Origin of the sequence: Azospirillum brasilense, from assembly GCF_008365405.1 — a bacterium.
Taxonomy (GTDB): domain Bacteria; phylum Pseudomonadota; class Alphaproteobacteria; order Azospirillales; family Azospirillaceae; genus Azospirillum; species Azospirillum brasilense_D.
Map to the genome: position 1 here is coordinate 186562 of NZ_QOKV01000003.1, position 13060 is coordinate 199621.

The following is a 13060-nucleotide window of genomic DNA, read 5'->3' on the forward strand; positions in this document are numbered from 1 at the left end:
TGCCGTGCCGTGAGACGTGGCTCAGACGGCCTTCAGGTTCTCCGCCGAGGTCTTGCCGCGCTTCGGATCGCGCTGCTCCTCGTAGGACACCTTCTGGCCCTCGTTCAGGCTGCGCAGACCCGCGCGCTCAACCGCGGAGATGTGGACGAAAACGTCCGCACCACCGTTGTCCGGCTGAATGAAGCCATAACCCTTGGTGCTGTTGAACCACTTGACGGTACCGACGGGCATGATTGCTCTCCGATTAGTATGAAAGGCGCCGCATCGGCCGGTGCGGCGCATCAGACTGTGTCCAGGCATAGCGACGATCTGGGCACCCGAAGGCGTAGCAGGCCGGCAGTCCGAAGCAGAATGACAGGAGGGAAATTGGGACCGCTCCCCTCCTTTGCAAGGCGAAACAAGACGGGCAAATCTGGGTTGCAGACTTCGGTCCTACGCCCTGGCTGCCGCTCGCAGCTCGGCCGCGCGAAGCTCCGGCGCTTGGAGCGGGCGCGGGGCGTGGTCCAGCGGTTCCAGCAGGGGGATCTCCTCGGCGCTGTCCGGGGTGGCGTGCAGGTCCCGGAAACGGCGGGCGGTGACCAGGACGCGGGACTCCAGGCTGCCGACCGCCCCGTTGTAGCTGCCCACCGCCTTTTCGAGCTGCCCGCCCAACCGCTCCATGTGGCCGCCCAGGTCGTGCAGGCGCTTGTAAAGCTCGGCGCCCAAGGCGCTGATCTCGCGGGCGCTGTCGGTCAGCCGCTCCTGCCGCCAGCCGTAGGCGACGGCGCGCAGCAGCGCGATCAGCGTCGTCGGGGTGGCGAGGATCACGCGGTGGTCGATGCCCGCCTCGATCAGCGCCGGATCGTGCTCCAGCGCCGCGGAGAAGAAATTCTCGCCCGGCAGGAACAGCACGACGAATTCCGGCGAATCCGCGAACTGGTCCCAATAGGCCTTGGTGCCGAGCTGCTTCATATGCTCCCGCACATGGCGGGCGTGGCGCGACAACCCGTCGCGGCGGGCGCCGTCGTCGGCGGCCTGCACCCCGTCGAGATAACCCTCCAGCGGCGTCTTGGCGTCCACCACGATGGTCTTGCCGCCGGGCAGCTTGACCACGAGGTCGGGGCGCAGCCGTCCGCCGGCGGCCTCCACGCTCATCTGCTCCACGAAGTCGCAGTGATCGAGCATCCCGGCCATCTCGCAGACCCGGCGGAGCTGGATCTCGCCCCAGCGTCCGCGCGCCACCGGGCTGCGCAGGGCGCGGACGAGGTTGCCGGTCTCCGCGCGGAGTTGGGCCTGGGTCTCCACCAGCGACAGCACCTGCTGCTTCAGCCCCTCGTAGGCGCCGGCGCGGCTGCGCTCCATCTCCTGGATCTGGCCGTCCATGCGCTCCAGCGACTGGCGCACCGGGGCGACGATGTCGGCGATGGCGGTCTGCCGCTTCTCCAGGTCGCCGCGCGCCTGCTCCTGGAAGGTCGTCAGCGTCTCCTTGGCGAGATCGAGGAAGCTCTGGTTGTTGGAGCGCAGGGCCTCCGCCGACAGGGCCTTGAAGCTGTCGGACAGGGTGGCCTGCGCGCGCTCCAGGAGGGCCAGCTTCTCAGCCGCCGAGGCGCGCTCGCGGGCCAGCGTGGTGGACAGTTCCGCCTGCCGTTCGCGGGCGGCGGACAGCTCGCCGGTCAGCCGGGCGATCTGGTGGTCGCGGGCCTCCATCTCCTCCCGCAGGTCGCCCTCGATTCGCTCCGCGACGTCGAGGCGGGTGACCAGTTCGGCGTGGATGGCGGCGGCCTCCGCCTCGGCGCGTGCGGCGTAGAGGCGCACGATCATGCCGGCGAGGATCGCCCCGAGAAGGGCGCCGGCAAGGCCACCGAGAGCCACCGACTGTGCGTCGAACGCGAACTGCATGAAATTCCCCGAAGAACGCTGCAAATCCCGAGAGTACAGGAACGAATCAGGAAAGAGAACGGGCGATGAACAAAGACGAATCCCTTCCCCGCTCCGTTCCGCCTGCAATGCGGGGCGGTGAAGCGGGCTTGCCCGCCGTCCCCGTCTGCGCCATATCCGACGGATGCCCGACGATCCGACCGCCCCCTCCGGCTCCCACCAGGGTCCCCCCAAAGGCCCCCGGTTCCGCACCATCCCGCCCGGCGAGGACCGCGAGCGGCTGACCTGTCCGGACTGCGGTTACATCGCCTACCAGAACCCGCTGATCGTCGTCGGATCGGTGGCGACCTGGGAGGACCGCATCCTGCTCTGCCGCCGCGCCATCGAACCGCGCAAGGGCCATTGGACGCTGCCCGCCGGCTTCATGGAGGAGCGGGAAAGCACCATGGAGGGCGCCGCCCGCGAGGCGTGGGAGGAGGCGCGGGCCAGGATCGCCATCGATTCGTTGCTGGCCGTCTACGACATCCCGCGCATCAGCCAAGTGCAGCTCATTTTCCGCGCCCGCCTGCTGTCGCCGGACGTGTCCGCCGGGCCGGAGAGCCAGGAGGTCGGGCTGTTCCGCTGGGAGGAGATCCCCTGGGACGATCTGGCCTTCCCGACCGTCCAGTGGGCCTTGCGGGAGCACCGCTCGCGGCTTGGCCTCCAGGACTTCGCGCCGGCGATGAACCCCACGCCGGACGTATTGGCGCAGTGGGAGCGGATGCTCTAGCCGGGCCTCACTCCACCCCGTTATTCCACGGTGGGCGAGGCGGGGAACTTCGCCACCAGCTCCGCCGTGCCCTGCTCGCGCTTCACAGTCAGCGGCAGCCAAGTGCCGGGGGCTTGGCGCTGCACCACCGCCGTCAGGTCGGAGGCTTCGCGGACCGGCGACCCCGCCGCCGCGACCACGAGGTCGCCCGCCGTCAGGCCGGCGGCGGCGGCGACGCTGCCCTCGGTGACGGAGCGCACGCGCACCCCCTCCGGCCCCGGCTCCAGCATCACGCCCAGCCGGGGGCGAGGCGTCTCGGCCGGCGCCTCGCTCTCGCCCAGCCCGTAGACCGCGTCGGCGATCCGCCCGTCCAGCTCGGCGCAGGGGCGATCCTCATCCCAGGGCAGCAGGACGACGCTGTGCCGGATGCCCAGGTCGGCCAGCTGGTGGGGCACACCGTCACGGCCTTCGATGTGGCCTTGGCCGAGGATGGCGACGACGGTGCGGTTGGTCCGGCGGTGGGTGTCGGCGATCCGCTCCGCCATGGCGCGGTCCCAGACGGATTGCGCCTCGACGAATCGCTCGAAGCTGCCGGAGCGCCGCTCGGTCGGGCCGTGGGCGGCCATCACCTGGCGCAGCCGCTCGGTGTAGGATGCCGGGGGAGGGGCCGGATCGCCCACGCCTTCCCGCTCGTTGGCGGGAACGGCAGCCCAGCCCTCGCGCGCGGTGCGGCTGACCAGCCCGCGGTCGACGTTCAGCGCGACCACCGGCAGCCGGTTCATGCGGGCGAAATGCAGGATCGGCAGGTAGAAGCGCGCGTCGTAGCCCCAGACCTTCGGCCAGTTGGTCTCGCGCAGCAGCTCCGCCTCGGTCAGTTGCCCGGCGCTCCAGCGGTCGAGGACCGGCTGGACGCTGCGCGGGAACATCTCCATGCCGACCGCCAGATCGGGATTCAGCGCGTGCAGCGCCGCCAGATTGTGAAGCTGCCAGCGGTGGTGGTCGGCGTTGTCGTGCCGCTCCCCCAGCAGCACGGCGGGCGACGCCGCGGCGCGGCGCAGCAGATCGGCGGCGTTCAGCGGGCGGGCGGTGGCGTCGGACCAGCCGCCGGGCGGCACGCAGGCATTGTTGGTCTGGGCGGCCTGGGGGGCCTGGGCGGCGGCGGCCTTCGCCGCGGTGGTGTCGCCCAGGCCGGCCAAGAGGCCGCCGGAGAGCAGAAGGACGGCCATCAAACGGGGGAGCACGTTGGCGGTCCTCCTGGACTCTGTGAAACGGTTGGCCTCAGGCTGAAGGTTGGGCGGTGGGGTGCGCCCGTCAACGGTGCATGGTCTGACCGGCAACGGCCGCGCTGGCGCGGTGCGGCGAAGCGGGGTATCGTGGACATCATGCCGCACCGTAAAACCGTCATTTTGACCGGCGCGAGCCGGGGCATCGGCCACGCCACCGTGCAGCGCTTCAGCGCCGAGGGCTGGCGGGTCATTTCCTGTTCCCGCGAGGAGGTGCCGGACCATTGCCGGCGCGATCCGAACTGGACCCACCACATCCCGACGGACCTGTCCGATCCGGACAGCCGCGCCCGTTTCCTGGAGGAGGCCAACCGGGCGTTGGACGGCGGGCCGCTGCACGCGTTGATCAACAACGCCGGCATCTCGCCCAAGACGCCGATCAAGGAGCGTCTCGGCTGCCTGAACGGAGCCATCGAAGGCTGGCACCGGGTGTTCGAGCTGAACTTCTTCGCCCCGCTGGTGCTGGCCCGCGGCTTCGCGGCACCGCTGTCGCGAGCGAAGGGGGCGATCGTCAACGTGACCTCGATCGCCGGCCATTCGGTGCACCCCTTCGCGGGGTCGGCCTATTCGACCTCAAAGGCGGCGCTGTCCGGCCTGACCCGCGAGATGGCCGTGGAGTTCGCCGAGATCGGGGTGCGCGTCAACGCCGTGGCGCCGGGCGAGATCGAAACCGCGATGACCGGGCCGGAGTACGACGTGCTGATCCCGCGCATCCCGCTGAAGCGCATGGGCACGCCGGAAGACGTGGCGGCGGTGATCTTCTACCTGTGCGGTCCCGACTCGGGTTACGTCACCGGAACGGAGATGTTCATCACCGGCGGGCAGCATCTGTATTGATGCGGGTGGTTGCCCGTTGCGAGTGACGGGCTGGGATCACAAGATCCACACGGATTTCACCGATCTTTTCACGGATTTCACGGATTTTTTTAGATCGCTTGCTCAGCAAGGGCTCCTCGACAAGCCACTATTGGGCGAGCATCAAAGAAAAATCCGTGTATTTCGTGCTCTAAATCTGCGAAATCCGTGAAGTCATTTTGCCCGCAAGAGTCCTGAACCTCAGCCGAGGTTGTGCTTCGCCACCACCGCCGCGAAGTCGTCCCCGAAATGCTCGCCGACGCGGATGACCGAGACGCCGTGCGGGATTTCCTTCAGGGCCGGGTTGTCCAGGCTCATCGAGGTCAGCAGCGCCATCGGCACATTGTGCGTGACGCTCATCGCCCGCAGGCCGCGGATCAGGTCCAGGCCGGACAGGCCGTCCATCACCATCGACGCGATCAGCATGTCGGGCGGGACGCGCACGGCAAGACTGATCGACTCGATGGGGTCGCTGACCGTCACGGTGCGGAAGCCGCAGGCCGCCAGTTCCCCGCCCACCTTCTTGGCGACGACCTTGGACGGGGTGACCAGCATGATCTCGACGTTGCTGATCTGGATGTCGGTGATCTCGAACTGGTAGCGCACCGGCAGGGCGCGGATGATCCGGTTCGTTTCCGCAACCTGCGGCTGCTCGGCGCGGTCCACCAACTCGGCAATCCGGTCCACGAAGGTCTGGGCGTCGTTCAGTTCGCGCTGTTCCAGCCGTTTCAGGCCGGACAGGTAATCCTCCAGGCGGTGCGCGACGAGGCTGACGGTGGGGTAGCCGAAGCTGGTGCCCATGCCCTTGAAGTTGTGGGCCTCCAGCCGGAGCACGCCGATGACCGCGCTTTCCTCCCGCGTGCCCTTGGACAAGCCTTCCAGGGCGGCGTTCATCACTTCCAGCCGGTCGCGGGCGTCGTCCATGAATTCGACGCGCAGGCGGTCTTCAAGATCGTCGGGCGACAGGTTGGAAGCCATGGGAGGGGGTCCTGACTATGCTTTCGGGTTAGGCAGTATGGCCCCGAAAGTTACACCAGAACCCTAACGCGGAACAAATGTTGGCATGAAAGGCGGCTAAAACGCCGCGCCGATCACAACCGGGACAGGAGATTGTTGAACCAGTTCAGCCGCTCTTCGGCCTGGGCGATGTCGTGCTCCAGCCATTCGGCGAAATGGCCGTCGGTTCCCGCACTCGCCCGCTTCAGGTCGCCCAGCCGGGCCAGCTCCGTCTCGCACAGGGAGGCGAGGTGGTCGATCTGGTCGCGCTGCGACTCGACGTCCAGCAGGTGCAGGAAGCGCAGCTTCAGCGCGATGACCAGCTTGTTCAGCCCGTCCGCCGAAGGCGCGCGCACGTTGGCGCGCATCAGCGTGTCGAACTCCGCCCGTCCGGCCTCGGTCGCGCCGAGCAGGGCGTTGTCCTCCATGCCGGTGCCGTCCAGCGCCTCGATCAGCCCCTCGTAGCGCAGCATCTCCAGCGACGTGCCCATGAGGTCGAGCGACGGGCCGACGATGCGGTCGAGGAAATGGCGGAGCGCGCCGGCCAGCTCGGCGTAACGCTGTGGCCCGTTCTGGATCAGCGTGCCCAGGACGGCGAGGCGCACGGCCTCCTTCGGCATCAGCGAGTTGTCACGGTACATGGCGAACCCCTGGGCGGTGGCTGTCGACGTTTGCGGACCGAACGTTGCGAAACGTTCTCAGATACGTCTAAAGGTAAGGCGCTCCGGCCCACAAGTCCAGAGCGCCGATGCCATCATCGCCGGGAGATCACCGAATCCCCTCCTCCCGGGAGGAGGGGTGCCGTGGGGCTTACGCCGCCAGACGCAGGTCCAGGCGGCTCCACACGTCGAGCAGGGCGTCGACGAGGCGCGCCATCTCGGCGTCGCTGTGCAGCGGGGTGGGGGTGAAGCGCAGGCGCTCGCCGCCGCGCGGCACGGTCGGGTAGTTGATCGGCTGGACGTAGATGTCGTGCCGCTCCATCAGCTCGTCCGAGGCGCGCTTGCAGCGGTGGGCGTCGCCGACCATCACCGGGACGATGTGGCTGGCCGACGGCATCACCGGCAGGCCGGCCTCGGCCATCAGGCGCTTCAGGGTCGCCGCGCGCTCCTGGTGCCGGTCGCGCTCCGTCTGGCTGGTCTTCAGGTAGCGGATGCTGGCCAGCGCCCCGGCGGCGAGGACCGGCGACAGGGACGTGGAGAAGATGAAGCCGGCGGCGAAGCTGCGGATGCAGTCGACCAGCGCGGTGGAGCCGGTGATGTAGCCGCCCTGGACGCCGAACGCCTTGCCCAGCGTGCCCTCGATGATGGTCAGCCGGTCCATGGCGCCGTCGCGCTCCGCCACGCCGCCGCCGCGCGGGCCGTACATGCCGACCGCGTGCACCTCGTCCAGGTAGGTCATGGCGCCGTGCTTGTCCGCGACGTCGCACAGGTCATGGATCGGGGCGACGTCGCCGTCCATGGAATAGACGCTCTCGAAGGCCACGACCTTCGGGCGGTCCGGGGCGATCTGCGACAGCAGCTCGTCCAGATGCTTGGGGTCGTTGTGGCGGAAGATGTGCTTCTCGGCGCCGCTGTTGCGGATGCCGGTGATCATCGAATTGTGGTTCAGCGCGTCGGACAGGATCACGCAGTTCGGCAGCAGCTTGCCCAGCGTCCCCAGCGTCGCGTCGTTGGACACGTAGCCCGAGGTGAACAGAAGCGCTGCCTCCTTCTGGTGGAGGTCGGCCAGTTCCTGCTCCAGCCGCACATGGTAGACGTTGGTGCCGGAGATGTTGCGCGTCCCGCCGGCGCCCGCACCCACGCCGTCGATGGCGTCGTGCATCGCCTTCAGGACGACTGGGTTCTGGCCCATGCCCAGATAGTCGTTGGAGCACCAGACGGTGACCTCCCGCTCCTTCCCGGCGGCGTCGCGGAAGGTGGCTTTCGGAAAGTTCCCCGCTTGCCGTTCGAGGTTGGCGAACACCCGGTAGCGGCCATCCTGCTTCAGGCTGGCGATCTGGGTGCGGAAAAAGCTCTCGTAATCCATCGCGCGTTCCGTTCGCGTTCATCCGAAGGGGCGGGTGCCGTCCGGGCGGTTCAGCCGCCGGGACTAGCACGTTAGGAAGATGGCATGATCGTCGCCGCGTTGCCACCCGGCATTGACCGATGTCAATAGGTCCGCCATGCAAGGAGGCAATTCTCGCCGATCCGCCGCCGCGGGGCCATTCGACCTATGGATGATCGTCCGCGCCGGGCGATTCATGTCCGGCTCCCGTCGCGCCGTTTCCGAGGGTGGGAAACACCCTTTCGCCCTGGCATTTCATTGATGATCGAAAGTGATCGTGAGCATCAGCGAGGTATAACGGATAGCAAAGGCGGAGGCGTCTCCTGTCCGATTGTGCCGAATACCTTTGTCGCGTTCTTTTACGAGCAAGGTCGTATGGACGAAAGCGGGGAGTCAGTGAGAGGGTTCAGTCAAGCCGTCGATGGGGAGTGTTGTGCGATGAGTGCCGTTCTGACGTTCGACAGCGCGCGTGGCCGGCGAATGTCCGGCCCGGAATTGAGCCATGGTGCCACCGGTCCCGGCGGCAGCAAGGTCATCCCCTTCCATCCGGCCCCCGCCGCGGCGGTTTCCCCGGTGCCGTCCCTGCCGCGGCGCCCCGCCGTGCCGTCTTCGGCCCGCGCCGATGAAGCGGCCCAGCCGGCGGAGCCCGCGCCGCGGCCCGAGCGTCTGGCGCGGCTGATCTTCATGGCGAGTGTGGGCGGCTACATGGCCCTGCGCGAGGGTACGCTGGTGCAGTTGGACGGGCGCATGGTCTGGCCGACCGCCGATGCGCTGATCCGCGATGCGGCGGCGGCGGGCGTTCCGGTCTCGTCGCACGTCATCAACACCGCCCGTTCCTGACGCCTGCCTTCGACTGAAAAGGGCCGCCCGCGCCGGATGGCGGGGCGGCCCTTCGTCATCGCGGCTTCATCTTCGCGGAGCCCGGCCGTTACCCGCGCAGGACGGGGATCGCGGCGTCCAGCGCCGTGGTCAGGCGGTCGAACATCAGGTTGATGTCCTCCTCGCCGATGACCAGCGGCGGGCAGACCGCCACGCTGTCGCCCATGGCGCGGATGATCAGGCCGTTCTCCTGGCTCAGCCCGTTCACGACGGCGCCGGCCCGGCCCACCGGATCGAACGGGGCCTTGGTCTCCTTGTCGGCGACCAGTTCGAGGGCGCCGATCAGCCCGATGCCGCGCGCCTCGCCGACCAGCGGATGGTCGGCCAGGGTCTTCAGCCGGCGCTGGAACAGCGGGGCGACGGCGCGGACATGGCCGACCATGTCCCGCTCCTCGTAGATCTTCAGCGTCTCCACGGCGACCGCCGCCGCCACCGGGTGGGCGGAATAGGTGTAGCCGTGACCGAAGGTGCCGATCGTCTTGCTCTCCTCGACGCAGGCGCGGTAGACCGCGTCCGACACCATCACCGCGGAGATCGGCAGATAGCCGGAGGACAGCTGCTTGGCGCAGGTCAGGATGTCCGGCTCCATGCCCATGGTCTGGCTGCCCCAGAAATTCCCGGTGCGCCCGAAGCCGCAGATCACCTCGTCGGCGACCAGGAGGATGTCGTACTTCTTCAGGATCGGCTGGATCTTCGCGAAGTAGGTCGCGGGCGGGACGATGACGCCGCCGGCGCCCATCACCGGCTCGGCGAACATGGCGGCGATGGTGTCCGGCCCCTCGGCCAGGATCAGCGCCTCCAGGCTTTCCGCCAGACGGGTCGCGAAGGCCTCCTCGCTCTCGCCCGGCTCGGCGAAGCGGTAGTGGTGCGGGCAGTCGGCATGGTGGATGCGGGCGATCGGCAGGTCGAAGTCGCGGTGGTTGTTCACCAAGCCGGTCAGGCTGGCCGTCGCCACGGTGACGCCGTGATAGGCCTTCACGCGCGACAGGATCTTCTTCTTCTCCGGGCGGCCCAGCGCGTTGTTGTAGTACCAGACCAGCTTGACGGCGGTGTCGTTCGCCTCCGACCCGGAATTGGCGAAGAACACCTTGGACATCGGCACCGGGGCCAGCTTGATCAGCCGCTCCGCCAGATCGATGCCCGGCTCGTGGCTCTTGTGGCCAAACACATGGTAGGTCGGCAGCTTGCGCATCTGCCGGGTGGCGGCCTCGACAAGGCGCTCCTCGCCCCAGCCCAGCGACACGCACCACAGGCTGGCCAGACCCTCGATGTATTCCTTGCCGCTGTCGTCGAAGACGCGCACGCCCTGGCCGCGCTCGATGATCAACGGACCCTGGGTCTCGTGGGTGTGCAGGTTCGTGTAGGGGTGGAGGAAGTACGCCTTGTCGCGGCTGGCGGCGGAATTTCCAGCCCCGGAATTTCCGATCGCCGCGGTGCCTTGTTCGGTCATGTTTGCTATCCCTGTATTCGCTGCCGGAGTCGGTCGTTGCCGGTGCCCGTCCGCCGCTGTTGAAAATGTTAAACGGCGTCCGCGATCATAGGCATGGTTGGCCCTCCTGACAAAGCCGGAGAATCAGGGGGTGGAACGGGCATTCCCGTCCTGCATGGCGCCCAGGTTCGCTGCACAAGCTCCGGAGTTTCGGAAGAGAAGGGGAACGATGATCACCTTGTATGGAATGCCGAGCAGCGCGTCGATGGCGCCGCACATCCTGCTGCGCGAGATCGGTCTGCCCTTCGAGCTGGTCCTGCTGGACCGCGCCACCGCCGCGCACAAGGCGCCGGATTATCTGCGTCTGAACCCCAATGGGCGTGTGCCGACGCTGGCGGACGGCGATCTCGTGCTGTTCGAGGCGGCGGCGATCTGTCTGCACCTCGCCGACTCGCACCCGGCCGCCGGACTGGCTCCCGCGCCCGGCACCGCGGAGCGCGCGGGTTTCTACCAGTGGCTGGTCTTCCTGACCAACACCGTCCAGGCCGACATGCTGGTCTATTTCTATCCCGAGCGTCATGCCGAGGGGGCGGAGGCGCAGGCCTCGATCAAGGCCATGGCGGAGGCGCGGCTGCTGGAGCGCTTCACGCTGCTGGACCGCGAATTGGGGAGCAAGGCGTGGTTCCTGGGCGACCGCTACAGCGCCGTCGATCCCTACCTGTTCATGCTGGCCCGCTGGACCCGCTTCATGGGCACCCCGGCGCGCAGCCTGCCCAACCTCGGCCCCTACCTCGCCCGCGTGCTGGACCGCCCTGCGGTGCGGGCGGCGTTCGAGGCCGAAGGGCTCGGCGACCCTTACTATTGAGTGGACAAGTGGGTGCCGCTCAGCGCGGCACCTGCCAAGGCAGATGCTCCGCCCCGACCAGCCGGTCGGCATCGGCGGCGGGCATCGGGCGGGCGAAATGGTAGCCCTGGCCATAGTCGCAGGCGAGCGCGCGCAGCAGGTTGGCGTCGGCGCTCGTCTCGATGCCCTCGGCGATGACGTCGAAGCCGAGAAGCCGCGCCAGATCCATGATGATGCGGACGATGGCGCGGTTTTCCTCCGACTGGTGCATGGCCATGACGAAGGAGCGGTCCACCTTCAGGCTGTCGATGGGCAGCTTGTGCAGGTAGGACAGCGACGAATAGCCGGTGCCGAAATCGTCGATGGACATCTTGATGCCCAGCCCGCGCAGGGTCTGCAGCAGGCGGATCGACTGCTCCGCCTTCTCCATGACCGCGCTTTCGGTGATCTCCAGCTTGATCCAGGACGGCTCGGCTCCCGTCTCGCGCAGCACCTCGCGCACCAGCGAGACCATGTCGGGGTCGTTCAACTGGCGGGTCGACAGGTTGATGCTCATGAACAGGTTGGCGGAGCCGGGCAGGCGCTGGTCCTGCCATTCGGCGATCTGCCGGCACGCCTCGCGCAGCACCCAGGCGCCCAGCGTGACGATCAGGCCGGTGCTCTCGGCGATGGGAATGAAGATGCCGGGCGGGATGTTGCCGCGCTCCGGATGGTTCCAGCGCACCAGCGCCTCGAACCCGGCCAGGCCGCCGGTGACCATCTCGACGATGGGCTGGTAGGCGACCCACAGTTCCTCACCGCGCTCCAGCGCGCGGCGAAGATCGTGCTCCAGCCGCACCTGCTCGACGACGCGGGCGTGCATGGCCGGGTCGAACCAGGCGTGGCGCCCGCCGCCCTGCTCGCGGGCGCGGCCGGTGGCGATCTCCGCGTCGCGCAGCACGTCCTCCGGCCGGCTGTGGGTGTCGCAGGAGGCGGCGACGCCGATGCTGGCCGACAGGAAGACCGAGGCGCCCGACGCCGTCTTGGCGGAGCGGACCAGCGACGCGATGGTGGACAGCCGCTCCTCCACCTCCAGCGGGTCCTGCGTACCGCCGATCAGCAGCGCGAAGGCGTGGTCGCTGATGCGGGCGATCAGGTCCACCGAACCGGCCCGCACGCTCAGCCGCGTGGCGACGTCGGTCAGGATCTCGTTGGCGAAGCCCTGGCCCAGGCTGGTGCGCACGTCGACGAAGCGGTCGAAATCCACGATGACCAGCGTGAAGGGTTCCCCCATCCCGTGGAAATCGGCCATGTGCTTGACCAGCAGGAGCCGGTTGGCCAGCCCGGTCACCGGGTCGTAATAGGCCAGCCGAAAGAGGTCGTCCTGCGTGCGCCGCCGCTCCGTCATGTTCTGCATGATGACGAAATAACCGGCGATGGAACCGTCCGGACCGCGGTAGGGCGCGTGCACCCGCGTCACGTAGTCGTTGCCGCCGCCGGACCGGGGAAGCCAGCCCTCCACCTGCACCGTCTCGCCGTCCAGCGCGCGTTCAACCGCGGCGCTGTTGTTGCGCTGGGTTTCCGGCCCGAGGATGTCGCCCACCGTGGTCCCGATGAGGGTGTCCAGCTTGCGGCCCATATAGTCCAGGTACGCCTGGTTGGCGTAGAGGTGCCGCCGCTGCGTGTCGAGCAGGCCGACCATCGCCGGCATGACGTCGAGAAGCTGCCGCAGGGTGTCGAGCGCCGGAGCCCCGGAAGCGGTGCCGGACAGGGCTGCGGCAAGGGAGGCGAGGTGAGGGTCCGGCTTCATGGGCGGGAATGGTCGAGACACCGTTGGGAAAACCACGATCAACACTTACGCGAAAGAATGCCCGCCCGTCAAAACCAAAGCCGCCGAAGACGGTGGAAAGCATCGTTCCACTATAGTTGCCCGACGACAGAACCGACCTTCATACTCGGGTATTCATGCAAATCACGGTTGATGTTTTGATTGGGTGCGATTGATTTTGTGGCATCGGCGGCGCCTGGGGCCGGGGGTCCGCGTGCCGATCCGTGCCGAACCACGACAGGTTGCCGGCGCTGTGCGAGGCCGCGAATGGTCGAATCCTAGGCCGGTGACAGGACCGGTCGGGCGCGCAGATGCGGCA

12 protein-coding genes are annotated in these 13060 nt (G+C 68.1%); 4 read left to right on the forward strand and 8 right to left on the reverse strand.

Going from position 1 to position 13060, the window contains the following annotated elements; genetic code table 11:
- Positions 1–21: 21 nt before the first annotated feature.
- Together DS837_RS07625 and DS837_RS07630 are read right to left on the reverse strand one after the other, a co-directional pair.
- Positions 22–231: a cold-shock protein gene (locus DS837_RS07625; protein ID WP_014239340.1), complete on the reverse strand. Its 210-nt coding sequence runs from the start codon at positions 229–231 to the stop codon at positions 22–24.
- Positions 232–432: 201 nt separating this feature from the next.
- Positions 433–1878, reverse strand: coding sequence for a DNA recombination protein RmuC (locus DS837_RS07630; RefSeq protein WP_149164189.1), 1446 nt, complete (start codon positions 1876–1878; stop codon positions 433–435).
- Positions 1879–2041: 163 nt separating this feature from the next.
- On the opposite strand from DS837_RS07630, the gene DS837_RS07635 reads away from it, so the two are divergent.
- Positions 2042–2626, forward strand: coding sequence for an NUDIX hydrolase (locus DS837_RS07635; RefSeq protein WP_149164190.1), 585 nt, complete (start codon positions 2042–2044; stop codon positions 2624–2626).
- Positions 2627–2646: 20 nt separating this feature from the next.
- On the opposite strand, the gene DS837_RS07640 is transcribed toward DS837_RS07635, so the two are convergent.
- Positions 2647–3846 carry a ChaN family lipoprotein gene (locus tag DS837_RS07640; RefSeq protein ID WP_149164191.1) on the reverse strand — a complete coding sequence of 400 codons (1200 nt, stop codon included), beginning with the start codon at positions 3844–3846 and terminating at the stop codon, positions 2647–2649.
- A 141-nt stretch (positions 3847–3987) separates the two neighbouring features.
- Here DS837_RS07640 and DS837_RS07645 point away from each other — a divergent pair, with 141 nt between their 5' ends.
- On the forward strand, positions 3988–4725 hold the full coding sequence (locus DS837_RS07645) for an SDR family NAD(P)-dependent oxidoreductase (protein WP_109070771.1): 738 nt from the start codon (positions 3988–3990) through the stop codon (positions 4723–4725).
- Positions 4726–4944: 219 nt separating this feature from the next.
- Here the strand turns inward: DS837_RS07645 and DS837_RS07650 are convergent, their stop codons facing one another.
- The 3 genes from DS837_RS07650 to hemA form a co-directional block, all read right to left on the reverse strand.
- Positions 4945–5721, reverse strand: coding sequence for an Hpt domain-containing protein (locus tag DS837_RS07650; protein ID WP_149164192.1), 777 nt, complete (start codon positions 5719–5721; stop codon positions 4945–4947).
- A 113-nt stretch (positions 5722–5834) separates the two neighbouring features.
- Positions 5835–6380 carry a hypothetical protein gene (locus tag DS837_RS07655; protein ID WP_149164193.1) on the reverse strand — a complete coding sequence of 182 codons (546 nt, stop codon included), beginning with the start codon at positions 6378–6380 and terminating at the stop codon, positions 5835–5837.
- Positions 6381–6549: 169 nt separating this feature from the next.
- Positions 6550–7764, reverse strand: a complete 1215-nt coding sequence (hemA, locus tag DS837_RS07660; RefSeq protein WP_149164194.1) for a 5-aminolevulinate synthase — start codon at positions 7762–7764, stop codon at positions 6550–6552.
- 456 nt (positions 7765–8220) lie between these two features.
- On the opposite strand from hemA, the gene DS837_RS07665 reads away from it, so the two are divergent.
- Entirely contained in the window at positions 8221–8622 is a 402-nt protein-coding gene (locus tag DS837_RS07665; protein ID WP_149164195.1) for a hypothetical protein, read from the forward strand.
- Between the two features lie 88 nt (positions 8623–8710).
- On the opposite strand, the gene DS837_RS07670 is transcribed toward DS837_RS07665, so the two are convergent.
- On the reverse strand, positions 8711–10111 hold the full coding sequence (locus DS837_RS07670; protein ID WP_149164196.1) for an aspartate aminotransferase family protein: 1401 nt from the start codon (positions 10109–10111) through the stop codon (positions 8711–8713).
- Between the two features lie 208 nt (positions 10112–10319).
- Here DS837_RS07670 and DS837_RS07675 point away from each other — a divergent pair, with 208 nt between their 5' ends.
- Positions 10320–10955 carry a glutathione S-transferase family protein gene (locus tag DS837_RS07675; protein ID WP_149164197.1) on the forward strand — a complete coding sequence of 212 codons (636 nt, stop codon included), beginning with the start codon at positions 10320–10322 and terminating at the stop codon, positions 10953–10955.
- A gap of 19 nt (positions 10956–10974) precedes the next feature.
- Here the strand turns inward: DS837_RS07675 and DS837_RS07680 are convergent, their stop codons facing one another.
- Positions 10975–12723 (reverse strand): putative bifunctional diguanylate cyclase/phosphodiesterase, encoded by a 1749-nt coding sequence (locus DS837_RS07680; protein WP_149164198.1) that lies wholly within the window; start codon positions 12721–12723, stop codon positions 10975–10977.
- Between the last annotated feature and the right edge of the window lie 337 nt (positions 12724–13060).

What these genes read in the sequence shown, in the direction of transcription:
- DS837_RS07625 (WP_014239340.1), bottom strand. Translation starts at nt 231, where the DNA reads ATGCCCGTCGGTACCGTCAAGTGGTTCAACAGCACCAAGGGTTATGGC.
- DS837_RS07630 (WP_149164189.1), bottom strand. Translation starts at nt 1,878, where the DNA reads ATGCAGTTCGCGTTCGACGCACAGTCGGTGGCTCTCGGTGGCCTTGCC.
- DS837_RS07635 (WP_149164190.1), top strand. Translation starts at nt 2,042, where the DNA reads ATGCCCGACGATCCGACCGCCCCCTCCGGCTCCCACCAGGGTCCCCCC.
- DS837_RS07645 (WP_109070771.1), top strand. Translation starts at nt 3,988, where the DNA reads ATGCCGCACCGTAAAACCGTCATTTTGACCGGCGCGAGCCGGGGCATC.
- DS837_RS07650 (WP_149164192.1), bottom strand. Translation starts at nt 5,721, where the DNA reads ATGGCTTCCAACCTGTCGCCCGACGATCTTGAAGACCGCCTGCGCGTC.
- DS837_RS07655 (WP_149164193.1), bottom strand. Translation starts at nt 6,380, where the DNA reads ATGTACCGTGACAACTCGCTGATGCCGAAGGAGGCCGTGCGCCTCGCC.
- hemA (WP_149164194.1), bottom strand. Translation starts at nt 7,764, where the DNA reads ATGGATTACGAGAGCTTTTTCCGCACCCAGATCGCCAGCCTGAAGCAG.
- DS837_RS07665 (WP_149164195.1), top strand. Translation starts at nt 8,221, where the DNA reads ATGAGTGCCGTTCTGACGTTCGACAGCGCGCGTGGCCGGCGAATGTCC.
- DS837_RS07670 (WP_149164196.1), bottom strand. Translation starts at nt 10,111, where the DNA reads ATGACCGAACAAGGCACCGCGGCGATCGGAAATTCCGGGGCTGGAAAT.
- DS837_RS07675 (WP_149164197.1), top strand. Translation starts at nt 10,320, where the DNA reads ATGATCACCTTGTATGGAATGCCGAGCAGCGCGTCGATGGCGCCGCAC.
- DS837_RS07680 (WP_149164198.1), bottom strand. Translation starts at nt 12,723, where the DNA reads ATGAAGCCGGACCCTCACCTCGCCTCCCTTGCCGCAGCCCTGTCCGGC.